Origin of the sequence: Vibrio sp. Vb339 (genome assembly GCF_902751245.1) — a bacterium.
GTDB lineage: Bacteria > Pseudomonadota > Gammaproteobacteria > Enterobacterales > Vibrionaceae > Vibrio > Vibrio coralliirubri.
This window is the reverse complement of sequence record NZ_CADDIS010000003.1, coordinates 323,736-350,043: the sequence shown is the minus strand read 5'-3', so window position 1 is coordinate 350,043 and position 26,308 is coordinate 323,736. Positions and strand designations below refer to the sequence as shown.

The 26,308-nt window shown below is 44.4% G+C and carries 21 protein-coding genes; 11 read left to right on the top strand and 10 right to left on the bottom strand.

Features of this window, described 5'->3' with window-relative positions:
• Positions 1–95 precede the first annotated feature (95 nt).
• Entirely contained in the window at positions 96–1,814 is a 1,719-nt protein-coding gene (locus tag HRQ85_RS17470; protein WP_172380238.1) for an ATP-binding protein, read from the bottom strand.
• A gap of 1 nt (position 1,815) precedes the next feature.
• Complete coding sequence (locus HRQ85_RS17465) at positions 1,816–2,358, bottom strand: heme NO-binding domain-containing protein (protein WP_017080579.1); 543 nt, start codon at positions 2,356–2,358, stop codon at positions 1,816–1,818.
• Between the two features lie 303 nt (positions 2,359–2,661).
• Here HRQ85_RS17465 and HRQ85_RS17460 point away from each other — a divergent pair, with 303 nt between their 5' ends.
• From HRQ85_RS17460 to HRQ85_RS17450, 3 genes are all read left to right on the top strand, one after another.
• Positions 2,662–3,261 (top strand): CoA pyrophosphatase, encoded by a 600-nt coding sequence (locus HRQ85_RS17460; protein ID WP_052878187.1) that lies wholly within the window; start codon positions 2,662–2,664, stop codon positions 3,259–3,261.
• A 309-nt stretch (positions 3,262–3,570) separates the two neighbouring features.
• Positions 3,571–4,824 carry an aromatic amino acid transport family protein gene (locus tag HRQ85_RS17455; protein ID WP_172380237.1) on the top strand — a complete coding sequence of 418 codons (1,254 nt, stop codon included), beginning with the start codon at positions 3,571–3,573 and terminating at the stop codon, positions 4,822–4,824.
• A 120-nt stretch (positions 4,825–4,944) separates the two neighbouring features.
• Complete coding sequence (locus HRQ85_RS17450) at positions 4,945–6,306, top strand: L-serine ammonia-lyase (protein WP_048609201.1); 1,362 nt, start codon at positions 4,945–4,947, stop codon at positions 6,304–6,306.
• A 155-nt stretch (positions 6,307–6,461) separates the two neighbouring features.
• Here HRQ85_RS17450 and HRQ85_RS17445 read toward each other — a convergent pair whose 3' ends face one another.
• The gene (locus HRQ85_RS17445) at positions 6,462–7,604 is read right to left on the bottom strand and encodes an amino acid permease (protein WP_086775299.1); all 1,143 of its coding nucleotides are present in this window, start codon (positions 7,602–7,604) and stop codon (positions 6,462–6,464) included.
• Positions 7,605–7,685: 81 nt separating this feature from the next.
• On the bottom strand, positions 7,686–7,883 hold the full coding sequence (locus HRQ85_RS17440; RefSeq protein ID WP_172380236.1) for a hypothetical protein: 198 nt from the start codon (positions 7,881–7,883) through the stop codon (positions 7,686–7,688).
• A 488-nt stretch (positions 7,884–8,371) separates the two neighbouring features.
• On the opposite strand from HRQ85_RS17440, the gene HRQ85_RS17435 reads away from it, so the two are divergent.
• A complete protein-coding gene (locus tag HRQ85_RS17435; protein ID WP_172380235.1) occupies positions 8,372–9,994 on the top strand; it encodes a methyl-accepting chemotaxis protein in 1,623 nt (540 codons plus the stop codon).
• 97 nt (positions 9,995–10,091) lie between these two features.
• Here HRQ85_RS17435 and HRQ85_RS17430 read toward each other — a convergent pair whose 3' ends face one another.
• Complete coding sequence (locus HRQ85_RS17430; RefSeq protein ID WP_172380234.1) at positions 10,092–11,582, bottom strand: SulP family inorganic anion transporter; 1,491 nt, start codon at positions 11,580–11,582, stop codon at positions 10,092–10,094.
• Between the two features lie 558 nt (positions 11,583–12,140).
• On the opposite strand from HRQ85_RS17430, the gene asnS reads away from it, so the two are divergent.
• The gene (asnS, locus tag HRQ85_RS17425; RefSeq protein WP_017040256.1) at positions 12,141–13,541 is read left to right on the top strand and encodes an asparagine--tRNA ligase; all 1,401 of its coding nucleotides are present in this window, start codon (positions 12,141–12,143) and stop codon (positions 13,539–13,541) included.
• Positions 13,542–13,675: 134 nt separating this feature from the next.
• Here asnS and HRQ85_RS17420 read toward each other — a convergent pair whose 3' ends face one another.
• Entirely contained in the window at positions 13,676–13,882 is a 207-nt protein-coding gene (locus HRQ85_RS17420) for a hypothetical protein (RefSeq protein ID WP_172380233.1), read from the bottom strand.
• 127 nt (positions 13,883–14,009) lie between these two features.
• Positions 14,010–15,413: an aminotransferase-like domain-containing protein gene (locus tag HRQ85_RS17415; protein WP_172380232.1), complete on the bottom strand. Its 1,404-nt coding sequence runs from the start codon at positions 15,411–15,413 to the stop codon at positions 14,010–14,012.
• A 219-nt stretch (positions 15,414–15,632) separates the two neighbouring features.
• Between HRQ85_RS17415 and HRQ85_RS17410 the strand changes: the two genes are divergently transcribed.
• The 3 genes from HRQ85_RS17410 (at position 15,633) to HRQ85_RS17400 (ending at position 19,117) form a co-directional block, all read left to right on the top strand.
• Complete coding sequence (locus HRQ85_RS17410) at positions 15,633–15,932, top strand: hypothetical protein (protein ID WP_017060414.1); 300 nt, start codon at positions 15,633–15,635, stop codon at positions 15,930–15,932.
• Between the two features lie 250 nt (positions 15,933–16,182).
• Positions 16,183–17,724: an HD-GYP domain-containing protein gene (locus HRQ85_RS17405; protein ID WP_172380231.1), complete on the top strand. Its 1,542-nt coding sequence runs from the start codon at positions 16,183–16,185 to the stop codon at positions 17,722–17,724.
• Between the two features lie 202 nt (positions 17,725–17,926).
• The gene (locus HRQ85_RS17400; RefSeq protein WP_172380230.1) at positions 17,927–19,117 is read left to right on the top strand and encodes an amino acid aminotransferase; all 1,191 of its coding nucleotides are present in this window, start codon (positions 17,927–17,929) and stop codon (positions 19,115–19,117) included.
• Between the two features lie 124 nt (positions 19,118–19,241).
• Here the strand turns inward: HRQ85_RS17400 and HRQ85_RS17395 are convergent, their stop codons facing one another.
• On the bottom strand, positions 19,242–19,883 hold the full coding sequence (locus HRQ85_RS17395) for an outer membrane beta-barrel protein (protein WP_029405474.1): 642 nt from the start codon (positions 19,881–19,883) through the stop codon (positions 19,242–19,244).
• 150 nt (positions 19,884–20,033) lie between these two features.
• Here HRQ85_RS17395 and HRQ85_RS17390 point away from each other — a divergent pair, with 150 nt between their 5' ends.
• Positions 20,034–21,923, top strand: a complete 1,890-nt coding sequence (locus HRQ85_RS17390) for a DUF294 nucleotidyltransferase-like domain-containing protein (RefSeq protein ID WP_019822585.1) — start codon at positions 20,034–20,036, stop codon at positions 21,921–21,923.
• A gap of 5 nt (positions 21,924–21,928) precedes the next feature.
• The gene (locus HRQ85_RS17385; protein WP_172380229.1) at positions 21,929–22,645 is read left to right on the top strand and encodes a 3'-5' exonuclease; all 717 of its coding nucleotides are present in this window, start codon (positions 21,929–21,931) and stop codon (positions 22,643–22,645) included.
• 77 nt (positions 22,646–22,722) lie between these two features.
• Here the strand turns inward: HRQ85_RS17385 and HRQ85_RS17380 are convergent, their stop codons facing one another.
• Positions 22,723–23,415 carry an MOSC domain-containing protein gene (locus HRQ85_RS17380; RefSeq protein WP_172380228.1) on the bottom strand — a complete coding sequence of 231 codons (693 nt, stop codon included), beginning with the start codon at positions 23,413–23,415 and terminating at the stop codon, positions 22,723–22,725.
• A gap of 151 nt (positions 23,416–23,566) precedes the next feature.
• Between HRQ85_RS17380 and HRQ85_RS17375 the strand changes: the two genes are divergently transcribed.
• Positions 23,567–24,382: an AraC family transcriptional regulator gene (locus tag HRQ85_RS17375; RefSeq protein WP_172380227.1), complete on the top strand. Its 816-nt coding sequence runs from the start codon at positions 23,567–23,569 to the stop codon at positions 24,380–24,382.
• A gap of 25 nt (positions 24,383–24,407) precedes the next feature.
• On the opposite strand, the gene HRQ85_RS17370 is transcribed toward HRQ85_RS17375, so the two are convergent.
• On the bottom strand, positions 24,408–26,297 hold the full coding sequence (locus HRQ85_RS17370; RefSeq protein WP_172380289.1) for a GGDEF domain-containing protein: 1,890 nt from the start codon (positions 26,295–26,297) through the stop codon (positions 24,408–24,410).
• Positions 26,298–26,308 lie beyond the last annotated feature (11 nt).

Below are 26,308 nucleotides of genomic sequence, written 5' to 3'. Positions count from 1 at the left end.
ACTCGATATAAAAAGAAACCGAAGGATCGCAAGATCACTTCGGTTTTTTAGTCTTTGAACTAGAGTGCATTGCTCACAACGCATTATTAGCGTGTTTAAGCGACCTTCACCGCAGAGACACCCCACTTCTTAAGCATCTCTTTAAGATCATTGGCGGTGTAAGGTTTACTCAAAATGTCATCCATTCCACACTGAATACAACGTTCGCGTTCTTCAAGTGTCGTTCCGGCGGTCAGTGCCACAATAGATTTAACGTAACCCTTCTCTCTTAGTTTCTCTGTCGCTTCAAAGCCGTCCATAACGGGCATTCTGCAATCCATGAATACAATGTCGTATTCGTTGTCTGACGCGAGCTCAAACCCTTCAACACCATTACTTGCGATAGCCGGTTCAATCTCATGTTTACGAAGCATTTGCTGGATGATGATCTGGTTCATCTTAATATCATCAACCACCAACACTTTAAGTAGTGACAATTCCGCCTCAGACTCAAAGCCCTTAGTAACACTATCACTCTCAGCCGGAACATCGACAACTTGAAGAGGAATCGAGATGGTAAACGTCGTGCCTGAACCAACAACACTGGTCACCCCAATATCGCCATTCATCAGAGCCACCAGTTTACGACAAATCGCTAACCCAAGCCCGGTGCCCTCATAGTTTCGACTACTTGAGTTATCCGCTTGAGTAAAAGGTTCAAACAGCGTCTTATGCGCCGATTCAGCAATTCCGACTCCGGTATCTTCTACAGAGAAAACAAATTGGTTTTTGTCCCACTCAATATCAACATTCACATGCCCTTCTTCTGTAAATTTAATCGCATTACCGATTAAGTTCACAAACAGCTGTGTGATGCGCTCTAAATCGCCTTGGAAATGGGAGGGAACGTTTGACGCAACACTGATATTGAATTCGAGCTGCTTCTCAATTGCTCGATTGACGAAGATGCTTTCAATCGTGCTTCTCAAATCACGTAGGGCAAATTTCTTTGGAATAAGCTCCAACATCCCTGCATTGATTTTGCTGTAATCCAATAGATCATTAATGATGGTTCTGAGAAACTCTCCAGACTGGCTCAGGTTGTTCACTATTTCACGCTGAGAACTGTTGAGTTCGGTATCACTGATCAATTCGGCACTGCCTAACAAGCCATTAAGCGGAGTTCTTAACTCATGGTTAATCATGGCCACAAAGTCACGCGTTGCCCTTTCGGACTCTTCCGCTCGTTTACGTGATTCAATATTTCGGTTAATCGCTAGCTGATGAGTCAAGGCACTGCAGATGAGGTCGGTCACCAACAACAGTTGGCTTTGTATAAACTCGTAGTCTTGGTCTAACAACCTGACTCTGACGATTAACGCGCCGACTATGACTTTTTCAACCTCTAAGGGCACGGTCAGCAGGTCGTCTTGCCAATGAGGTTCTTGAATGTCTTGATCTAACACCTCGACAGTCTCATCGCCATAATCATAGGTGTGTAACTGAGGGATGAGCTTGGGAGGTAGAATCAAACGACTGGCTTCGATTAAGTAACTGTTAGTCACGTTCGTCGTTAGTTCAGATAGCATGACATCATCGAGATCATTTCTTAGAAACGCGCGCCCGAAGTCAATCAACAGGTTGTCGATTTGTTCTTGAAATTCAATACGACGTAAATTCGCGTTGGAGCGCTTTTCTAACTGACGCAAAGCAAGCTCAAGTTGTTGGTTAGCCTCGAACAGCTCGAGGCTCTTCTGTTCCAACAATCCTTCAGCCGCTTTTCTTGCCGCGATTTGACGCTTGAGCTTCTTCTCTAGGGCAGATGCCAGATCCATATTACTTTTCTACTTTGAGATTAAACCTAACCACGCTTTGGTCATCATTTTGTGGCGTCATCTCCACCGCGATAGATTCACCGTGGTATTCAGCGCATCCTTCTATAAGTCCTAAGCAAACATGAGACATACACCTTGCGCTTTTGTAGTCAAAAACAAGTTGTGCTTCGGTCGTGGTGATAAAACTGAATTCAGGTGGCTCAGCATCTGGATAGAGCTTCTTCACTTCAACGTGAATGTAGCGCTCTACGTGCTGAATAAATTGAAAGGTGGTCGTGCTATGAGCAAGGCTCGCTTTATTCGGTAATGAGGCCAGTAAGTTCTTAAATACAGACTGCCCAAACACGCGTTGCAAGCTTGCCGCATCAATATCGGTTTTCTTACTCAAGTTGATAATCAACCTGACAAGGTCTTTGTGGTCGTAACTGCCGACCGACGTATAGATCCCTTCGTCTTCTGACATTTCTAGAACTTCTTCCAAAAGCTCTAGCCCAAACTTGTCTTCAACAAGCTCTAAAAATTCGGTGAATATGATTCCTTTCATCTCATACCTTTTCTTCTATTTCTTTTTAGAATGGTCCACTAAGTTATTGTTATCAAATTCTTAAACAAAAAATCTACGTTTCGTCACCCAATTTTATGACATGGGTAACGCTTACTCGCCTGTATGCACATATTGAATATAGCAAAAATCGTCATTTTGAGGAGATTCATCGGTAAACAGCCTCTCATGACGCCCAATTGATAACTAAAAGAGGGAAAGTGAATGAAGAAAAACTCAATATTGGTAATCAACCCACGGTTATGTCTATACTTAAAATCATAATAATCAATATATTGGCTTGATATGAATAAAGAAAACTTCCTTCAACAATTCCAACTAAACCCTACCGTTGGCTATCACCCAGAGTCAGTAGAGCGTGTTTCGCATATCAGTGGCGATCAATTACGTAAAGCGGCAGTGGTGGTCGGTTTAGTGGAAAGAGAAGATGGTTTACATGTCATTTTTACTAAAAGAGCGGCTCATTTAAAGCATCATCCTGGCCAAGTCAGTTTTCCTGGCGGTAAACACGAACTCTCTGACCCTTCTATGCAATTCACCGCACTTAGAGAGCTCCATGAAGAGGTAGGAATTCGATCGGATCAAGTTAAAGTTGTTGGGCAATTACCCGCTTTGAGTACCATTAGTAAATTTTCTGTGACGCCGATTGTTGCTATGGTCGATCCTGACTATGAAGCCATCATCGATGAGAACGAAGTTGCCTCTATTTTTGAGGTGCCTGCCACCTATGTTTTAGACCAAGCCAAGTTACACAGTCACACTGTTAACTTCAAACAAATCAAGCATCGTGTTTTTGCGATGCCTTTCCAAGAGCACCTAATTTGGGGCGTTACGGCGCAAATTATCCAATCACTGCAGCAACATGTAGTGCAACGAATTACATAGCAACTACGTTTTGTTTAATCTCTGTTAACAAAATCCAGACTTTCTATGGAACAGATTTATTAATGCAATTTTACGCAAACGTTTCCCTGGTATAAATCTATACAACCCCGCCTTTCGCATAAATAAAACTAATACCAAGCATAAACATAAATCACCTGTGGCACGCTATTTTCGTGATCAAAAATCCGTTTTTCGCATATCATGTGACACGCCGTTTCATTACATGATTTAGATCTATTTTTTGCAGACGAAAATTCTGCAGAATTAGCCCCGACTTATTTCCTGTTCCCAAAAAATGAGTAATTTAACATGAACACAACAACTTCTTCGGCAAATGCCGTTAAAGATTCAAGCAAGTTTAACTATAAAGATTTTACCTGGTGTTTATCACTATTCGGTACAGCAGTTGGTGCTGGCGTACTATTCCTTCCAATCAAAGCTGGTGCGGGTGGTTTTTGGCCATTAGTTATCCTAGCTCTAATTGCGGCACCAATGACTTGGTTCGCACACAAATCTCTAGCTCGTTTCGTACTGTCTGCTAAAAACCCTGAAGCTGACATTACAGACACAGTTGAAGAGCACTTCGGTAAGACTGGCGCAAACATTATTACTTTTGCTTACTTCTTCGCTATCTACCCGATCGTTCTTATCTACGGTGTTGGTATCACAAACACGGTTGACTCTTTCCTAGTAAACCAAATGGGTATGGAATCTATTCCACGTCCTCTTCTTTCTGGTGCACTTATCCTTGCTATGACAGCAGGTGTTGTATTCGGTAAAGAGCTGATGCTTAAAGCAACTTCAGCGATGGTTTACCCACTAGTATTCATCCTACTAGCATTGTCTTTCTACCTAGTTCCTGATTGGAACACTTCAATGATGGAAACAAGCCCAGAATGGTCAGCAATGCCTTCTATTATCTGGCTTGCGATTCCAATCATCGTGTTCTCTTTCAACCACAGCCCAATCATTTCACAGTTCTCTAAAGAGCAACGTCGTGTATACGGTGATGACGCAGTTAAGAAAACTGACGCGATCACTGGCGGCGCAGCAATGATGCTGATGGGTTTTGTAATGTTCTTCGTATTCTCTGTAGTACTTTCTCTATCTCCAGAGCAACTAGCAACAGCGCAAGCACAAAACATCTCGGTACTTTCTTACCTAGCTAACGTTCACGAGTCTCCACTTATCTCTTACATGGGTCCTCTAGTAGCGTTCGCAGCAATCACTTCTAGCTACTTTGGTCACTTCCTAGGTGCTCATGAAGGTCTTGTTGGTCTAATTAAGTCTCGCTCTGGTTCTTCAATCAGCACGATTGAGAAAGCTTCTCTAGCGTTCATCGTTGTTACAACTTGGATTGTTGCGGTAGTTAACCCAAGCATCCTAGGTATGATTGAAACAATGGGTGCTCCAATGATTGCAGCTATCCTGTTCCTAATGCCTGTATTCGCGATGCAAAAAGTACCAGCAATGGCTAAGTACAAAACTTCAGCACCTGTACAAATCTTTACAGCTTTATGTGGTCTAGCGGCTATTAGTTCTGTAATCTACGGCGCTCTTTAATCTCAAGCCCTTTTTATAAGATGACATCCATCTTATATCGCGAGATTAGACAAAAAATATAATGATAATAAATGAGCCTCCCTACTCCCCTTGGGAGGCTCTCTTTTTGAGGTAATCGCTATGATTAGTGTATTTGATATCTATAAAATCGGTGTTGGTCCATCGAGCTCACACACAGTTGGACCAATGAAAGCGGGTAAAGAATTTATTGATGACCTACGTTCAATGGGAAAATTGCGCGACATCACTAAAATCACCGTGGACGTATATGGATCACTATCACTGACAGGGAAAGGTCACCACACAGATATCGCAATCATCATGGGTCTTGCTGGCAATACTCCTGAGCGTGTTGATATCGATTCTATTGCTGGCTTCATTGCTCGCGTAGAAGAAACCGAGCGCCTTCCTGTTGGCATGCACTGTCATACAGTATCGTTCCCACGCGATGGCGGTATGAACTTCCACACTAGCAACCTTTCTCTACACGAGAATGGCATGAGCATTCATGCATGGGTTGGTGACGAAGTTGCATACTCAAAAACGTACTACTCAATTGGTGGCGGTTTCATCGTTGACGAAGAGAACTTCGGCAAAGAAGAAGAAAACCCAATCAAAGCACCTTACGAATTCACAACAGCTGAAGAGCTGGTTAATCAGTGTAAAGAAAGCGGTCTTTCTATCAGTACACTGGTTATGAAAAACCAAGCAGCATTCCACTCAGACGAAGAGTCTCGCACTTACTTCGCTAACATCTGGAAAACGATGCGTGAGTGTATGGATCGCGGTATGAATACTGAAGGTATCCTGCCTGGTCCACTGCGTGTACCTCGTCGTGCAGCAGCACTTCGCCAACAGCTGATTACTTCAGAAAAAACAACCAATGATCCAATGACGGTTGTTGACTGGGTAAACATGTTTGCTTTCGCAGTAAATGAAGAAAACGCAGCTGGCGGTCGTGTAGTAACGGCACCAACAAACGGCGCATGTGGCATCATCCCTGCTGTATTGGCTTATTACGATAAGTTCATCCAAACAGTGACAGAGAAAGATTACATCCGTTACTTCGCTGCTTCTGGCGCGATCGGTGGTCTTTACAAGCGTAATGCTTCTATCTCTGGCGCTGAAGTTGGCTGTCAGGGTGAAGTTGGTGTGGCATGTTCTATGGCTGCTGCTGGTCTTGCTGAGCTTATGGGTGGTAGCCCTGAGCAAGTATGTATGGCTGCAGAAATCGGCATGGAGCACAACCTAGGTCTAACGTGTGACCCAGTTGCTGGCCAAGTACAAGTACCATGTATCGAGCGTAACGGTATTGCTGCAGTGAAAGCAATCAACTCAACTCGTATGGCACTTCGTCGCTCTTCTGCTCCTACTGTTTCTCTAGATAAAGTAATCGAAACAATGCTAGAAACCGGTAAAGACATGAACGCTAAATACCGTGAGACATCTCAAGGTGGTTTGGCTGTTAAGGTTGTTTGCTAGTCAGCATCAGTTAACAAGCCAACGCTTAACTCAGTCTGCTTGGTAACGAGCAAATAATAAAAAAGGAACGCCGATGCGTTCCTTTTTTTGTATCTGAATTCCGGTCAATTATATCTAAGATGCTCGATTCGCATCTTAGATAATGGACCAAAGAACTAGATCACTTGTGAGATAAGCAAGAAACAACCAAACAGCAGTGAGAACAACATCATTGCGCTGCCACCTTCTGCTCGGTATCGGTCATCAGCAACTTTCATGAAGCGCTGCTTGTGGACCATAACCAAAGGAACGAACACCGCTAGGAATACCAAGATGATGCCAGCGTAATTCAGTACTTGTAGGAACTTGTCTGCAGCAAGCAATGAACCCGCCAACGGCAAGATAAAGCTAATGCAGTACGTTACCGCTGTATTTTGGTTGAACATGTCTTTGTTCTGGTTGAACAACGCCATCGCCACACCAAAGAAAGAGGTCAACAACGCCAAGCCCGTGAAGGTAGACAGAACGTTACCTACCCAAGGAGACTGAGCCTCAAACGCCGCCATCAAATCTGATACGTTCTCAAAGCTTCTGAATTGCTCTTCACTCAAGTTACCCACTACCGCAAACAACCAACACAAGTAACACACTAATGGGATCAGAGAACCGATGATCACCATGTTACGCAGCTGTTTGTCTGTCGCTTCGTGGTTGTAAGAAACCAAGGTTGGAATCACAACCATAAAGCCAAAGCTCGTAAACAGGATGGCACTGGTTTTGATTAGATCAACGTGGTCATGGCTGGTTACCTGCATCAAGTTTTCTTGAGTCATGTTCGGCGCCAAGAAAGCCATGGTTGCAAACAAGCTAGCAAGCATCACGAAGAACAATGCTCGATTGAGCTTATCAATCACACCAGTACCACTTGCGACTACTGCGCCAGCAAGCAAGGTAAACACGGTTTGGCTGGTAGTCGCGGTAATTTCGACGCCAAAGTTAGACAGTAACTTACTCAGCAAGTCACCTGCGCCTAGAATGTAAGCCATTAATAGGCAAATCAACAACGCGTATAGCAAGCCGTTGGTAAGCAACTGACCTTGTTTACCCAAGGTTTTTCGGGCAATAGAGTTTAATCCTAGACCGCCACCCGCTTTGATGGTCGCTTCTAAAAGTAGTAATGCTGCGTAAGTCGTACCGAAGCAGATCAGTACCATCAGCAGTGTGCCGTAAAGCAATCCGAATTGAGCCAATACCATTGGGATCGCAAGCATACCAGCACCGAGAGCGGTACCAGCGATAATTAGGGAGCTACCCATCATTTTAATATTCATTGTTTTTAACTTATTTGTTTAGTTTTTATAGATGTGAGTCTTCGTTCATCGAGTGGATGACAAAGGAGTTCAGATAGAAATAAAGTTATAAAACGAATAACAATAGGAGCGATAAGCGGTAAAGAAGCGTGCAGAGACTTTGTTGAACAGGGCGTTCAAAGGAGAGCTTGTCTTAAAAGAGGTAAAGCGAGAAGCATGAGTAAGCATTAACTGATGTGGTGAACCTTCCGTAGGTTCAATAATCGGTGATGTAATCTTGAATTTCATGTATGTGTCCAATAAGTCACATTCCATAGTATTTGAAGCAGCGTATCCGTTGCTGCCCTACCTCTATCATAGAGGTCTTTTCATCTTATCGAATGAGCCTCGAAACACAACGCTATAACCACAATTTTTGCTATTAAATTGAACAAAACATCCATTTGGATATAAATTGACCACTAAGTCGTCTAAAACAATAGTCTTTATTGATAAAAGACAAGCGGACAAATACATCGAGCTAATTAACAACCAAGACTCTTCTAATTATCAGCACAATCACAGCGCTCTATTCCCAAAACAGCAGTCTGTTTTAAGAACAGCGAGGAGCTTGAAGCGCGTTCCATTTCAACATCAGATTCCGCACAAACTCGCTACATCACAGAAACATAACCACAGCCGGAGTGTGGTCACACAATTCGTTATACCCCATAGGTGGTAGGAATTCTTACTAGTACAGTATTTGCGTCATTATAATTAATAAAAACAAACACCTTATGCGCTCAACAATCACCTTTAAAATCCTAGTGGCCCTCGCCATCGTGTTCACTTTTTTACTGGCAATATCGACCTATTTCCAATATTCGCAACAAAAGCAACTTGTAAACTCAGTGTTAAGTGAGCAGCTTCACGACAAAGCAAGTAACTACTTCGATAGCCTCAATATGATGATGCTCACCGGCACCATGGCACAAAAAGAGACCCTTCGTCAGAAAGCACTGGCTCAAGAAGGCATTGAAGACGTTCGTGTTTTACGCGCCGACGCTGTCAGCAAGTTATACGGCCCAGGTAATGACAACCAAACACCGGTTGACGATATTGATAAACGAGCGCTAGCGGGCGAAACCGTTATCGAACCTTTTTCTGCTGATTGGGGCAAAGGCTTAGTTATTGCTCTGCCAATGAAGTCGAGTGAAGATTACCGAGGAACCAATTGTGTCGCCTGTCATATGGCACCAGAGGGTGAAGTCTTGGGTGCGATTCGACTTGAATATAACCTTAGCCATGTCAACTCGCTGATCAATACTCAAACGATGACAGCGATCGGTATCATGGCGGTGATCTCCTTTGCCGGATTTGTGCTTACGATGGGATTAATTCGTAAGATTATCGTACGCCCGCTGCAACAGACTTCTCGCTTTATGACCCAAGTCAGCAACGATAAAAACCTATCCACTCGCCTGCCGGAGCAAAGCAAAGATGAGATTGGCACGCTGGCTAACTCTATCAACTCGTTCATGGGGACCGTATCTGACAGCTTAGAAAAGGTACAAAACACCTCGCACAAGTTGAATGCCTCAGCAAACCAACTGACTAGTGTCGCGCAAATTACCGAGCAAGCCGCCAGCGACCAGCAAAGCGAAACCGCTGAAGTGCAACACAATGTCGAAGGAATACAGGCACAGCAAGTCAATGTAGAACAAGCGACTTTAACAGCTTCAGAGCTTATCAATCACACCGCTGATGTGGCGTGTAAGAGTGCCAACCAAGCACACGACGCAAGCAGTGAGATAAAAAACCTCGTTAGCAGCATAGAAGAAGTGAAACACAAAATACTGACACTCAATGAGCAAACCGGAGAGGTCTCTTCAATATTGAGTGTGATTCGTGGCATTGCTGACCAAACCAATCTTCTGGCCTTGAATGCAGCAATTGAAGCGGCACGTGCGGGAGAACAAGGTCGTGGGTTTGCGGTGGTGGCTGATGAAGTTCGCCATCTTGCATCACGAACCGCAGAAGCAACTGGCAGCATTGAGTCAATCATTCATCAATTCCAACAAGGCAGCGAAGAGTCGCTGACTTCTGCCGATCGCGTTTGCGAACAAGCCCATCAAAGCTCAACTGATATCGACGCACTTTCAATTGAAATGAATGGTGTGGTCGAAGAGATGAAACAAGTCTTGGCTCACGCACAGAATATTCAGCAGCAAACACAATCCACCACACACGCGACTCAGGATGTTCAACAAAAGGTTGAGACCATCACCTCTCACGCCAACAACACATCGCAATCCGCGGCTGAAACCCGCAACATCAGCAATGACTTAGAAGAGCTGTCTGATCACCTTGAATCACTGATTAATCAGTTTACTTTGTCGAGAACAAAGAAGAAGTCATAAATCGTCTACAACAAAAAAGCGCTCAACAATGAGCGCTTTATCTTCCTAATAATGTCTAGTTCAGGCTTTACGGCTTTAAAAACACCTTAAACCAAGATTAGTGCGTAATGGAAACCGCGGTTAAGTCTTTATGCTTGTGATACATCGCGTGTTTGACTATCAGATTCTCACTCACGCTATCCATTCCTGACACTTCAACGTAAGCCCCTTTTTTACGGAACTTAAACACAACCTTATCAAGCGCCTCGACCGAGGTATTATCTAAGAATGACGCGTCCGATATATCGATGGTCACTAAAGAGGTTGCGTTGTCATAATCAAATAGGTCGACAAACGCATCTGACGAAGCAAAGAAGACATGCCCTTTTACTCGGTGAATGGTGTGCATTTCGTTTGTCACGACTTCATCGGATATAAACACCATGGATTTGCTGGCATGTGCATAAAACAGAGCCGACAACACCACGCCAACCGCAACACCTATTGCTAAGTTATGAGTAAACACCACCACCGCCACGGTTGCCAGCATGGTTACATTGGTTGGCAGTGTGTGGTCTTTAAGCTCAACAATGGAACGCCATGAGAATGTGCCGATAGAAACCATGATCATCACAGATACTAAAGCCGCCATCGGTATCAGCTTCAACCAATCAGAAACAAACACCACCATTAGCAACAAAACCACTCCAGCGATCATGCTGGATAATCGGGTTAAGCCACCTGATTTGATGTTAATGATCGACTGACCGATCATTGCGCAGCCCGCCATTCCACCAAATAATGAGGCAACGATGTTCGCTACTCCCTGCCCTTTACACTCATTGTTTTTATTACTTTCAGTATCTGTCAGATCATCGACTATGGTCGCTGTCATCAAGGATTCCAGCAAGCCAACCAGAGACAGAGCAATCGAATATGGAAGGATGGTTGCAAGTGTATCAAACGTGAATGGAATATTAGGAATCAAGAACACAGGCAGTGAGTCGGGAAGCTTGCCCATATCGCCAATTGTTCTCACGTCTAAGCCGAACAACAAACTAATGATTGTCAGGGCGACAATAGCGACCAGTGGAGAAGGTATTGCGCGACCAAATTTGGGGAAATAAGGAAGCAGATAAATGATCGCCAAACCCAAAGCGACCAACACGTAAACGCTTGAAGGAACGTTGATCAACTCAGGAAGTTGGGCCATGAAAATTAGAATGGCGAGCGCGTTAACAAATCCAGTAATCACCGATTTAGAAACGAAATTCATCAGGTTACCAAGCTTGAGATACCCAGCTGCGATTTGAATGACGCCAGCTAAAAATGAAGCAGCGAGTAGATATTCTAGTCCGTGTTCTCTCACTAAGGTGACCATTAATAGCGCCATAGCACCTGTTGCACCGGAAATCATTCCCGGACGACTGCCAACCAAAGCAGTGACGACACAAATACAGAACGAGGCATAGAGCCCTACTTTAGGGTCAACGCCTGCAATAATTGAAAATGCGATGGCTTCAGGGATCAATGCGAGTGCAACCACAATCCCAGATAATGAATCTCCTTTAACGTTTGATAACCAGTGTTTTTTTAAATAATTAAGCATGTAATTCTCTTTTACTTGTACAGCCAGTTCTGCCTTGTTGAGACATAATTTGATCGACTGTTTTTCTTGAATGAGCGAGCGCTCGAAAAGTGCGGGTGTAGAGAGAATGCAGGGGTTAAGGCGGCGTAATTAACACGTAGATATTAAACTCCTCTTGTTGCTTTAGTGGGAAATTAAGAAGGTGACCAAGTCCAATATGACTGAATCCGCGCCAATATAGAGTGAGTCTCAATACAATCACACTCCCATTATTGAAAACAAAGGTTTCGATTACGCCTTGCTCGTTCAACAGCTCACATAGGGTCAAAGGTAAGGCTGAAGCTAATATCGAACAAAAAACACACCCTCAAACCTATTTATCGTCAGTAGACACAATATTTCTTTCACCAAGCAAGAATAAAGGTTGAAGCTGTCGGTATGACAGGTAATATGTTCAATCGATTTAAAAAGTTTATACAACTTAATGTTTCGGTTAATTATTGTGCAAATGTATGTTTATTTGCAGCAATGCCAGAGACTTTGAGTTGAATTTGTCCCTCAATGGAGAATGAAATCAACATGACTTACGCGCCTGTAACAGACGTACTTGGCGGCAAGCTAGCGGTAGACAGTGAAGTAACTGTTCGCGGCTGGATCCGTTCACGTCGTGATTCCAAAGCTGGAATCTCTTTCCTTGCCATTTATGACGGCTCTTGTTTCGACCCGATTCAGGCCGTGGTTCCTAATAATCTTAATAATTACGAAAACGAAGTATTAAAGCTAACGACTGGCTGCTCTGTTGAAGTAACGGGTAAGATTGTTGAGTCTCCTGCGAAAGGTCAAGACTTCGAACTAGCAGCAACTGACGTTAAAGTTGTAGGCTGGGTTGAAGACGCTGACACTTACCCAATGGCTAAGACACGTCACTCTATCGAATACCTTCGTGAAGTTGCTCACCTACGTCCACGTACAAACGTGATTGGCGCAGTAGCACGTGTACGTAACTGTCTATCTCAAGCGATTCACCGTTTCTACCACGAGCAAGGCTTCTTCTGGACTTCTGCTCCGCTTATCACTGCATCTGATGCAGAAGGCGCTGGTGAAATGTTCCGTGTTTCTACGCTAGACATGGAAAACCTACCACGCACTGAAAAAGGCGACGTAGACTTCAACGAAGATTTCTTCGGTAAAGAGACGTTCCTAACAGTATCTGGCCAACTTAATGCTGAAGCTTACGCTTGTGCACTAAGCAAGGTTTACACGTTCGGTCCTACGTTCCGTGCTGAAAACTCAAACACAAGCCGCCACCTAGCTGAGTTCTGGATGGTTGAGCCTGAAGTTGCGTTTGCAGACCTTGACGATGTAGCGAAACTGGCTGAAGACATGCTTAAGTACGTTTTCGCTGCTGTTCTTGAAGAACGCCGCGACGACCTTGAGTTCTTCGCTTCTCGCATCGACAAGCAAGCAATTACTCGTCTAGAGCAATTCGTTGACGCTGACTTCGCACAAGTTGACTACACTGACGCAATCCAAATCCTACTAGACTCTGGTAAGAAATTTGAGTTTGACGTTGAGTGGGGCATCGACATGTCTTCTGAGCATGAGCGTTACCTAGCTGAAGAGCACTTCAAAGCACCTGTTATCGTTAAGAACTACCCGAAAGACATCAAAGCTTTCTACATGCGCTTAAACGACGACGGCAAAACAGTTGCGGCAATGGACGTACTTGCACCAGGCATCGGTGAAATCATCGGTGGTGCACAACGTGAAGAGCGTCTAGACATTCTAGACGAGCGTATGATTGCTATGGGTATCGACCCTGAGCACATGAGCTGGTACCGCGACCTACGTAAATACGGCACAGTGCCACACGCTGGTTTCGGTCTTGGTTTCGAGCGTCTAGTATCTTACGTAACAGGAATGGGCAACGTTCGTGACGTGATTCCATTCCCACGTACACCACGCTCTGCAAACTTCTAATTCGAAACCTATTCGATATTAAAAGTTAAGAACAAATAAAAACCTCCGCATTTGCGGAGGTTTTTTTATGTTCGGAATAAAACGAGACGACGGCTGTTTCTGCATGCCACCATCTAAGACTCGTTACTCAATAGCTAATCAACATCTTGGTAGATAGCGTATTTTATTGCGAGACCGCAGATTGCCATCATAACGAATGGGATCGCGGCAGTGGTGTATTCTGCCCACGCCATATCAGCGAATGCTTTTGCCAGCAGTACGTGGCCGAGAATAAGCAGAAGTGCGCAAACAATCGCGACAATAATCAGCTTAACTTCATTTCCCATAGTCATTTTCAACATAACGGTATCTCCAATATTTGGTCTACCGTTATTGAATCACAACTCTTTGGTCAATTAGGCGTACAGTTACCCCACAAACAATCCGTACAGTTGGAATGATTGTCTTTTTTATGAGGGACTTAAGGTTTTACGAGTGCGTAAGTTGATGTGCCAGTTTGCCAAGCCAGATGAGAGCCTGTTCTTTCTCTTCTGTCAGTTCATAAGAGAAGTTCAATCTGATCGCGTTATCTACTCTGGCCTGCTCACTGAAAAGATCACCAGATGCGACACTAATACCTTGCTCGATAGCCAGTTGATGAAACTGTTGGCTGTCGAATTTTTCAGAGAAACGAATCCATACCAAGTAGCCACCAGCCGGTTCTTCAATCTCGATTGAATGCGGAAAGTACTGCTTAATGACATCGATAAATCGCTCTTTCCTGACGACAAGGTTTTTACGCAGTTTACGAAGGTGATTGTCGTAGCTTTCATGTGTTAAGAAATGGGCGACACCAAGTTGAACGGGAGCGCTGCTTGATAACGTAGAAAGAAGCTGTAACTTTTGAATCGCATCGTTAAAACGCGTGTTCACAACCCAGCCTACTCGATAACCGGGACACAAACTTTTTGAATAGGACCCACAAAGCAAAACAGAGTCGGTTTTATCAAAAGCCTTTAGTGGCTTTGGCTTATGCCCTTCGTAATAAAGATCGCCATACACGTCATCTTCAATAATGTAGGTTTCATGTTGTTCTGCAATTTCTACCACACGGCGCTTTGCCTCTTCCGACAAACTGGTTCCCGTTGGGTTTTGAAAAGTCGTCATCAGCCAACACGCTTTAACATCTTGGTTTTGTAGCGCGTTTTCAAACTGCTCTATATTCAACCCATTGATTGGGCAAACGTCCACTTCGATAGGGTTAAGCCCTAGCCTCTCGACAGCCTGAAGAGCACCATAGAATGCGGGAGACTCTATCACGACGTTATCACCCGACTTAGTGACCGTTTGCAGGCTCAAGTTGAGCGCTTCCATAGCACCCGACGTAATCACAATGTCTTGATGATTAACCGTAATGCCTTGTTGCAGATAACGCTGCGCGATTTGTCTTCTCAAGGACTCACTGCCCGGTGGCAAATTATTGATCACACTCGCGCCAGTCATCTTCCTACCCGCGCTGGCAAGGTTTCGAGTCAAGGTAGGTAACGGGAAAAGGTCAGGATCGGGGAATGCAGAGCCGAAAGGAATCACTCCTTCAGCTGAACTCGACTTTAAGAAATCAAATAAGCGGTCATTAATGGCTTTCTTTTCACTAACGAGTGGCTGTGCGTAATCAACGCCGTCTAGCCTTGGCGCTACAAAGTAGCCCGACTGAGGTTTAGCGATGATCCACCCTTCGCTTTCTAGCAACTGATAGGCTTGTAAGACAGTACTATTGCTGACGTTGTAATTTCGACAACTCATGCGTACCGAAGGGATCTTCTCTCCGGATCGCCACGTATTGTTGGCTATCTGAGTTCGAATATCCTTTGCAAGCTCTTCATAACGCGCCATCTAATTGTACTACCTAGAGAAATTCTGTGAGCCGGTGATTTTATCACTAACGTTAACAACTATTGCTGCTATCCATATGATTGGACCTAATTTCTATAATAGTGTGAATTGGTTCACAGATAACTTTGTATGCTTTGCTAAGTTTGTAACCAAGGCGGGAGCCAAGTTCGTTCTACGCCTCTATAATTTGATGTAACCCAAAAAACATGCGAGATAACAATGAAAAAAATAGAAGCAGACCAATTAAGTTATAAAGGAGAGTCAAACGGTGTTCATAGTTGGACAACACCGAGTGGCCAGCCATATTACTGGCACCCAGATTGGCTACATATCGCTGAAGATGCAACAGGCTCACATCCAAAGCAGAAGATCGACGTCGAACAAGACCAAGCACCAACGGAAAAACACGCGGTGTCTGCTATTCTGAAACACATCAACCAATGGGCTGCAGACAAACTAGCGTCTCACCCTGAGATTGAAACCGGCTCAATCGAAGCTGAAATCAATCTCAAAAAGTAACGGGGTAAAATAGATAGCGAACTCAATCATTTGCGATTCTAACCCAGTACACAGACTGAATAGCCTCGAACCTCGACCGAGGCTATTCAAGTATCTTCATAAAAATGCTGCAATAACCCCCACCTAGCTAACAAATCTCTAACACAAACCAGTTTCTTGTATCAATCCACGAAAGCTATCGATAGAATTTCCGGTCTTATTCACGTCAGTTATGCTAATCATTCGCAGTTCTAAAGTCGTGAATCAATGAATGCGTAAATCTAATAAGAATGAGAACAAAGGCTTATCGATGGATACTTTAAATTACAATCAATCGCTAACGACTAAGTTATACGTCATTGCTGGCGTGCTGTTTGGCACCTATGGCAGTCGGGTGTGTCCTATGCTCGAGAGCTTAACGACGTTAGAGATTTTCACACAAGTCAGTATTGTGTTTGTCTTATTATGGCTCGCTCGTCGTTACCTATTAGCGCAACATACCTTGGTCAAGCAAGGCCGATTCGCGCAACTCGATACCCTGCTATTTTTTGTTGCAAGTGTGCCTTTCGCGCTCTACTACAACTTAAGCTATGAATTCACCATAGATAGTAATTTGAAGGTGCTGTTTGGAATGAGTCTATTCGGCTTCTTTACCGGAACCATTCTTCAATTGAACGCCAAGCTCAGCCAAATGGATAAAATGGAAACAACTGGGCAATTCGACTTCCAACTGGTTGGTGAAAGAAGTTCGCTGGTTAAGCAAATGATTGGTTTGGTCATCATGCTTCTGGTAACACTGACGACTATGTTGACGATGATTGCCGTCAAAGACATCTTTTGGCTAGAGCATAACCCTGACCGCTTATTGGATGGCACCGGCAAGATCAGCGTGATCAAAGAGTTTATTTATTTGGCTGTGGTACTGGGTGGCTACGCGATTACCATCATGACGCTTTGGAGCAAGCTAATTAAGCGCATTCTCCTAAGCCAAGAGCACGCATTAAACAAAGTCACCAATGGCGAGCAAGGCGTTCGCTTACCTATTTTCGGCTACAACGAGCTTGGCTCAATGGCATCTATGACCAATACCATGCTTGATAGCCTTGAAACCGCGCAAAACGAAGTCAAAACCACACGTGACGTGGCCATTGTGAGCTTATCGGCATTGGCTGAATCTCGGGACAATGAAACGGGCGCACATATCCTAAGAACTCAAGAGTACGTCAAAGTACTCGCACAAGAGCTCAGCAAATCAGAAACCCATTCAAGCTTGTTAACACCAAACTACATCGAGTTGCTTTACAAATCTGCGCCTTTGCACGACGTAGGCAAAGTCGGTGTACCTGATAGCGTGTTATTGAAACCGGGTAAATTGACGGACGAAGAGTTTGATATAATGAAAGGTCACCCCGCGATTGGTGCTGAAGCGTTATCTATCGCAGAAAAGCAGTTGGGAAGCAGTTCTTTCTTAAGAGTCGCAAAAGAGATATCTCTGACTCACCATGAGAAATGGAATGGCAGTGGTTATCCTAATCAGTTGTCTGGTGAAGATATACCGTTATCTGGCCGTTTAATGGCATTGGCCGATGTTTATGATGCGCTCATCTCGAAGCGAGTCTACAAGCCAGCCTTTACTCATGAACAAGCTAAACAGATCATCTTAGAGGGCAATGGGACGCATTTTGATCCGCAAGTTGTCGACGCCTTTCTAGCGGTTGAACAAGCGTTTGTTTCAATTGCCGCGACCTACAAAGATGGCAAAAATGTAGCCAGTGAACTCGAGCGCGAAAGCTTTATTGCTCAACCAGCGTAATCTATTCAAAAACCACTAACTTCTTGCACCCTATAGGTTAATCCGTAGGGTGTTTTGTTATCAAATACCCTCTTTAGTCAATAAATCTGATTGAAATGGATTTTTTTTAGCCTTTCTGTTCACTTCGTATTGTCTTAAAAATTCCATACAGGTATAACTACCCATAGATACTATCCCCTCTCAATTGACATGGATGAAGATTATGTTTGAAAAAGTGTTAGCTGCTCCCGCCGATCCTATCCTCGGCCTTACTGAAGAGTTTAAAAAAGACTCTCGTGCAGAGAAAATCAACCTTGGTGTTGGCATCTACAAAAATGAAGATGGTCAAACGCCTGTACTTAAAACAGTAAAGAAAGCAGAAGCTGCACTTCTTGAAAACGAAAAAACCAAATCTTACCTAACGATTGAAGGTACGGCTGAATACGGTCTAGCGGTTCAGAAATTGCTTTTCGGTTCAGACGCAGAGATCGTTGCATCTCAACGCGCTAAAACAGCACAAGCTCCAGGTGGTACAGGTGCACTTCGCGTAGCGGGTGAGTTCATCAAGCGCCAACTGGGCGACGTAAAAATCTGGATCAGTAACCCAACTTGGGCAAACCACAACGGCGTTTTCGCTGCTGCGGGTATCGAGACAGCTCAATACAGCTACTACAACGCTGAAACTAAAGACAAAGACTTCGCAGGCATGGTTGCTGACCTAGAGAAAGCTTCTGAAGGCGATATCGTTCTTCTTCACGGCTGCTGTCACAACCCAACAGGTATCGACCCAACAACTGAAGAGTGGGAAGTACTGGCTAAACTGGTTGCTGAGAAGAAACTGCTTCCTCTATTCGATTTTGCTTACCAAGGTTTTGCAAAAGGCGTTGAGGAAGATGCGGCTGGCCTACGTATTTTTGCGAAGTACAACAAAGAGATCCTTGTTGCTAGCTCGTTCTCTAAGAACTTCGGCTTGTACAACGAACGTGTAGGTGCATTCACTCTGGTTGCGGAATCTACAGACGTAGCAACAACAGCGTTCTCTCAAGTTAAGAGCATCATCCGCTCTATCTACTCTAACCCACCAGCGCACGGCAGTGCTGTAGTCACTCACATCCTTGGTGATGCTGTTCTACGTGCTGAATGGGAAGCGGAAGTAGCTGAGATGCGTGACCGTATCCAAGAGATGCGTGAGCTATTCGTTGCAACACTGAAATCAGAAGGTGTTGATGCAGACTTCACGTTCATCGAGCGTCAAAACGGCATGTTCTCTTTCTCTGGCCTAAGCAAAGAGCAAGTAACTCGCCTAAAAGACGAATTCGCAATCTACATTGTTGGCTCTGGCCGTATCAGTGTTGCTGGTATGACTAAGTCAAACATGGGTCCTCTATGTAAAGGTATCGCTGCGGTTCTTTAATCGAAAAGCGAAACCTGTATTTGCAGACCAATAGACATGCAAAAGCCAGCAATCAAGCTGGCTTTTTTGTGTCAGTCTCTTTGTATATCAGAGCTATTAGGGCACGCAGCCTTTCCGTTACTGGCTAATACTCTAGGAAAAATTCCACACCTAGCTCGTTAGTACGCTCACTACGAATCTTACCTTCACCATCTCGATGTTGGTATGACCCACCAATCGCAAACTTGTTGGTCACTAGATAACGTAAACCTAAGTGATAGATCTCTTCATCAAACAGATCACTTCGATTCACTTGCACACTCCCGTTAGCTATCCAACGTTTCGCAAAGCCATAGTTAAGCTCAGCTTTTACCCCTTGGATGAACTCAGTGTCTGAAGATTCAGTTCGGTTGGTGTCATTATCTTCAACCTTACCTTTCGTGATACCAAGCAGGTAGTAAGCCACTATATCTAAATCTTTCTTAATGCTGTAACGGTAACCAACACCTGGCATCAGCGTATCAATTCGAGTTGTGGTGTCATCAGGGTGAATAAAGCGTGCGCTGTAGTCTCCCAGCAACAACCAATCATCCGTCATCGCGTAACTGACGCCTAATCCATACGACGAGGCATTGTTATTACTGCCTGCATCTTCATTTAAACTGCCCGAATGCGCCGTGGCATAAATATGGTCGTAATCCAAAATATCCACCGCGTTAGTGTCCGCCCACAAACTTGGAGAAAACATAAAAACCGCAGATACAAAACTAAGCTTCCACTTCGACATTCCTATCATCCTTAAACTGTCACTCCATTAATTGAAAGGTTAGTCTATCCATAAGACTTTAAAAAGGTTTTAGCTCACAGATTGATTTGTGACGGCAAAATATTATCAAATGTTGTACCATGAAATCATACAAACCAATGGATGATCATTATGGATGCTGAGTTATTAGAGATTCAAAACTTTCTGGCACAATACCCCCCTTTCACAGAACTCCCTGAGGAGATGTTGGCGAAAGTGACCAGTAGCGTGGAAATTTCTTATTACCGCCAAGATACCCCTATCATTCACTTTGGTGATCAAATTCATGACTTATACATCGTTCGAAGTGGCGAAGTCGAAGTCTACCGTCGTAAAGGCGAACTCTATAACCGCCTTGATGAAGGCCACTTGTTCGGTCAAATGGGCCTACTGACCAACAACAAGGTGCGTTTCCCAGTTAAAGCGACTGAAGACACCCTACTCTACTGTATTCCTGAGCCTATCTTTCAAGAGCTCTACGACAACTACGACTCCTTTGCCGATTTCGTAGAAGTAGAAGATAACGCGCGACTGCGCCAAGCCAACTCAGACAGCAACGACGCTAACGACCTAACCACATCAAAGGTAAAAACGCTGCTGACCAGCGAAGCGCCAATGATCGAAAAAACGCGCACCATTCAACAAGCCGCGACCATGATGGCACAAGATAATGTTTCCTCTTTGCTGATCATCGACCCAGATATCGTTGAAGATGATGAAGATGACTCAACACCCGTGATTGGCATCATCACCGACCGAGATTTATGTACGCGTGTTCTCGCCGAAGGTCTTGACCCATCGGATGAAGTATCCAGCGTAATGACACCAGAGGTTATCTCACTCGACCATAATGCTTACGTATACGAAGCTATGATGACCATGCTTCGCTATAACGTGCATCATTTACCAGTGCTTAAAGATAAGAAGCCGATTGGTATTATCGAAGCGACCGATATTGTTCGTTATGAGTCTCAAAACTCGCTGTTATTGGTAAGTAGTATCTTCCAGCAACAAAGTATCGAAGACCTGAAGGTGCTTTCCGAGCAAGTGAAAGACAGCTTTGTGCGCTTAGTTAACGAAGATGCCAATGCCCACATGGTGGGTACTGCAATGTCGGTAATTGGCCGTAGTTTTAAACAGCGTATTATCGAGTTGGGTGAAGAGAAGTTAGGTAAATCACCAATCCCATACTGTTTCCTTGCGTTAGGTTCGATGGGACGTGATGAGCAACTACTGGTTACCGACCAAGATAACGCCATCATCCTCGATGACACATACGACGAAGCAAAACACGGTAAGTACTTTGAAGAACTTTCAAAATTCATTTGTGACGGCTTAGACCAATGTGGTTATGTTTACTGTACTGGCGACATCATGGCGACCAACCCGACTTGGCGTATGACACGTCGACAGTGGGAAGAGTGCTTTGCCGATTGGATTGATGATCCAAACCCGAAAGCCTTGTTGAACGCATCTATCTTCTTTGACTTAGATGGCGTGTATGGCCGCTTGAAATGGGCTGAGCAATTGAATAGCTTTATTGTTCGACGTGCACGTAAGAACAATCGCTTCTTGGCGTGTCTTGCTCGTAACGCGCTCAACCGAACACCGCCTCTTGGTTTCTTCAAAGATTTCGTGATGGAGAAAGATGGCCGTCATAACAACTCGATCAACCTTAAACGTCGTGGCACTGCGCCACTCGCAGATTTGATTCGTGTTCACTCGTTAGCGGTAGCTTCTCGTTCGAAGAACTCATTTGAGCGTTTGGACGATATTATCGATGCCGGTATTTTGCCTAAAGGCAGAGCGCAGGATTTGAAAGACGCCATGGAGTTCATCTCTTTGGTTCGTATTCGTCACCAAGCGCATGATGTTGATAACAATATCGAGCCTGATAACAACATTGAACCAGAGAACTTATCTGACTTTGAGCGACGCAATCTAAAGGACGCATTCCAAATTTTAAGTAATGCGCAAAACTTCCTTAAGTTCCGTTATCAAGCTAGCAATAAGTTTAAGTAGGGCCTATGAACAAACTATTCAGTTCACCTGCGGTCGATTGGCCATTTAAGTTTGCTCAGAAGCTGGAACGAGCGAGAGACGCGCGCTTAAAGCACTTTTATAGCCAGCCTCTTCCTGCGCCTGATACGCCACTTTCAGAAGTGATGTTCTTGGCTGTCGACTTTGAAACGACGGGGTTAAACCCAAACAAAGACGGCATCATTACCATTGGTTTAGTGCCATTTACGCTCAATCGCATCTACTTGCGACAAGCCAAACACTGGACGCTAAGACCAAAACAGAAGTTAGAAGAAGAGTCTGTCGTGATTCATGGCATCACGCACAATGACATCATTGATGCGCCAGACCTTAGCGAAGTGTTGGGCGAGATCTTAGAATCAATGGCGGGACATATCCCAGTGGTTCACTATCGTCGTATCGAACGTGACTTTTTGGACAATGCATTGAAAGTGCGACTCGGAGAAGGCATTGAGTTCCCAGTCCTCGACACGCTCGAGATTGAATCTCAGATCCAAAATAAACTGGCTGGCGGCTTGTGGAATAAGCTAAAAGGTAAGAAGCCAGCTTCAGTGAGACTGGGTCAGAGTCGTCGTCGATACCACCTGCCCGACTACACGCCACATCATGCATTAACGGACGCTATAGCGACCGCTGAGCTTCTCCAAGCGCAAATTGCTCATCACTTTGACGCTGATATGCCTTTGAAGAGTTTCTGGCTCTAGCTGGCGTTGAACAGAACGTACACATGTAAAGCCCACTACTTCCCATAAGTGGGCTTTTTCATTTTCATTGTCTGTGTTTAAGCAGCTGTTGGCCCGACCAAGCGCATCTCCCAATCTTCAACTTCGCCCGTTTCGAGACGACGTTCAACCAGCTTCCCCCAAGACTCGACCAAAGGAAGTTCAGCCATCTGACTCAGTTCTTCTCTATCTAGGCTTCCGGTAAAGACAGCGCCCATAATGCGCGCGAGCGACCAATCAGGGTATGGTCTTTCACACAGAGTAATCTCGTCACCTGCGCCAATATCGCCCTCTTCCAATACTCGGAAATACCAGCCAGTTCGAAGTGTGTCTTGCAGTCTTCTTGCCATATCGTTTTGGTCAAATCGCACATTAAGCTTCCAACAAGGCATACGCCCTTGTGAAACTTCCAATAATGTTGAACCAATTCGAATCTTGTCTTTTAAACAAATAGACGTTTCAGTCACTCCGCTTGAGCTTAGGTTCTCGCCAAATGCGCCTGCAGTTTGAAAGATGGCTTTGCTGCCCAAGTCCTTTTCCCAAACAGGGTAATGTTCGCTTGGGTAAATATGAAGGGCTTTTTGAATGCCGCCATGAAAACGAGGGTCACCTTGTTCGTCATTGGTAAAACCAAGCTCTGTGGCGTGTTGACGTTCCGACAAAGCCTGTTTGTTGATGGCACTCTGGCTACCGTGAGCAAAGGCAACGGTTTTACCTACCAATACGCTGTTGATTACACCTAACTTCTTCATATCCCTTCCCTCTTACTGGGCACTTTATTATTGAAAACATACTTGTTGAACTGCGTGAGATAAGACGACATCACACTCGACTTCATTCACTATGCCGAGCATGATAGCCTAACAAGCCAATGTCAGAGTAGAGATGTAAGGACAATCAACAATGCCAACCCGCCAAATAGATTCTCACTCCGATGTCATGACTTCCAACGAGATGATGGCTGCCAACCCCAACTCACCAGCGCTAGTAAAGACCATCGACATGCCTAAAGGTTTCATCGATGCAATGCACCAACATGCTTGGCATCAAGTGATCTTTCCAATCAGAGGTTTATTGCAAACTAAGACTGATCACTACCAGCATCTTGTTCCGCACACTTCTGCGCTGTTGGTACCTGCAGGTATTCAACATGAATCTATCGCATTGAGCCATACGACGTTTGTCGGCATCTACCTTAACCCTGCGTTTGGCAGTGAATATGAACGTGAAGTGCGAACCATTACCCTCACGCCATTTCTAAATGAACTATTGCAAGAGATCAGAAGGCAGTGCGAGGGATTGGTGAGTGATGATGAAGTCTCGCGTTTGCTCGCGGTTCTGCACGACCAAATAATGAAAGATAATGTGCAAACCTTCCAATTATTGCTACCCGAAGACAGGCGCTTGAAGCTGATATTCGAAGCGCTGACAGACACACCAAGATTAGATTATTCGCTAAAAGATTGGGGAGAAAAAGTCGGCGCATCGGAGCGAACGTTATCGCGCTTGTTCTCAAAAGAGTTCAACACGTCATTTCAGTTGTGGAGACAACAAATCCGACTGATTTATTCGTTATCTTTGCTTGATGAAGAGCTCTCGATCCAACGTATTGCTGACCAAGTTGGCTATCAAAACGACTCTTCGTACATCAAAGCGTTTAAAGCTTATTTTAATCTCACGCCGCAGCAGTTCCGCTCTAATGGGCGCCGAAAATCGTGATCGCTATTTGTCAGCGTGATTAGCGTTATTTCCCCACCACAGACAACGTTTGGTAATAACGACGCTTTTGCTGATACATATTCTCATCAGCGACTGAGAACAATTGCTCAACGTCTGTTGAATCACTAGAGGCTGCACCAATCGAGAATCTGACAGGAATAGAGATACCCGTTTTGGTCTCGATTGTCTGTTGCTCCTGAGCAATGTACAACTGCTCAGCCATCTCTGCGACATTGAGCGAATTCGACTCACCAGACGTTAAGGTAAGCACCGAAAATTCATCTCCACCTAAACGATATAGATTACTGGCAGGTGTCAATTCGTGGCTGATTACGTCTACGCAGCGCTGTATCAGCTCATCCCCGACTTCATGCCCATGAACATCATTGGTTGTTTTCAAGCCATTGATATCAATAATGATCAAAGAAATCTGATTTTGATTGTCGTTAATGCTTCGTTTACTGAATTCGAGATCTTCATTAAAAGCTTTACGATTCAAACAGCCAGTTGGCATGTTGATACGCGTAATATTTTCGAGCTCTAGCCAACCTGCTAACTGTTTTTGGTACATGTCAAAAATCAGCAGGTCTTCTTCACTGAGTAGGGCAAATGAGCTCGAACAAAAATACCCAATTGCCGTCCCCTGTGAGTCACAGAGTATCAAGTCAGCCTCGCCAGTTCGGTTAAAATGAAACTGAATTGAATGTTGAGCAAGTAATGTCTTTAACTCTTGATCGACCATTTGAGGAATCAGCCGATATTCAGCTGCCTGTCTCGATGATGCAAACTGCACGATCTTCAAAATACGATGCTTCTGGGATTCTTCGCGCGCAAGCGAATACGTTAACTTGCTGGTTTTCTCTTCGACTAAGTCCTCTAGCTGAACATTAAATCTTTCGAGTTTATCGTTGCTTTCGGTAAGCTCACGGACTTGGTACTGTATGCGACCCCACATGGTTTCCAATAAACGACTCAGCGTGACGAACTCTGTAAAACGATGTTCATCCACACTATGAGTCGGTGACTGGTTATGCGAATACGACTTAACAGATTCAGCCAACAAGTTTAACTGCCCTGAGAACCAGCGGCTTAGGAACAGAGCAAACACAATCGCGATGGCAAGCGTCGCCACTAATATTCTGACAAAGACCACCTGAGCTTGTTGCATCTCTAATAAACGCGCACTGTCGGAAATGTGATGTTTGACGTTCAGTACCAATTTGTCGGTAAAGAATTTGCTGTCGATAGAGATAATGTTCGCACTTTGTTCAGAAGACTGAGCAGCCGTTGAATCAACATAGTTAAACTCAACCGACTCATTTTGATACAGGAAAGGCGTCACTTTAGTGTTAAGTCTGTCATACCCCATAAGAACCACAAGATAACCCTGCGGCGTGTATGTAGAACCTTCAATCAAACGATAAGGTAAAATCGGCGCGACAAAAGCAATACCGGCAGTGGCATTATCCGCCACTTCCGTTTCGGTAAACTCGGTGTGGAACAATTTCCCTTGCCCATAAACCGATTGAGGACGCTTCAAGCTTTCTAATAACTGGCTCTGCTCAAAATGGTACAAGCTGCCTTTGCTGTCATAAATGGGCTTCCAGTTTTGGTCCAGAATATAAGTCGCGGACACACTCTCCGCTAGCGCATTGAAGCTATCCATCTTGTCCCAAACCACACTCGAGAAAAAGATATTACCACCCGCTTTAATCAGTGATCGGTCTTGCGAATACCATTGGGTTAGGCTCGCCGTCAGCTTAATTTGCTCTTGTACGGTTTGACGAATACCGGTCGTAGAGTTGTCCAGCTTGGTTTCTTTTTGCTCTAAAGAACTTTGGTTTTGTTTATTGAGAATCAACTGTCCCGCTAGATAGACAGGGAGCATTGAGCAAGCCAGCAACACCAAGCCCATAGTGTATTTTA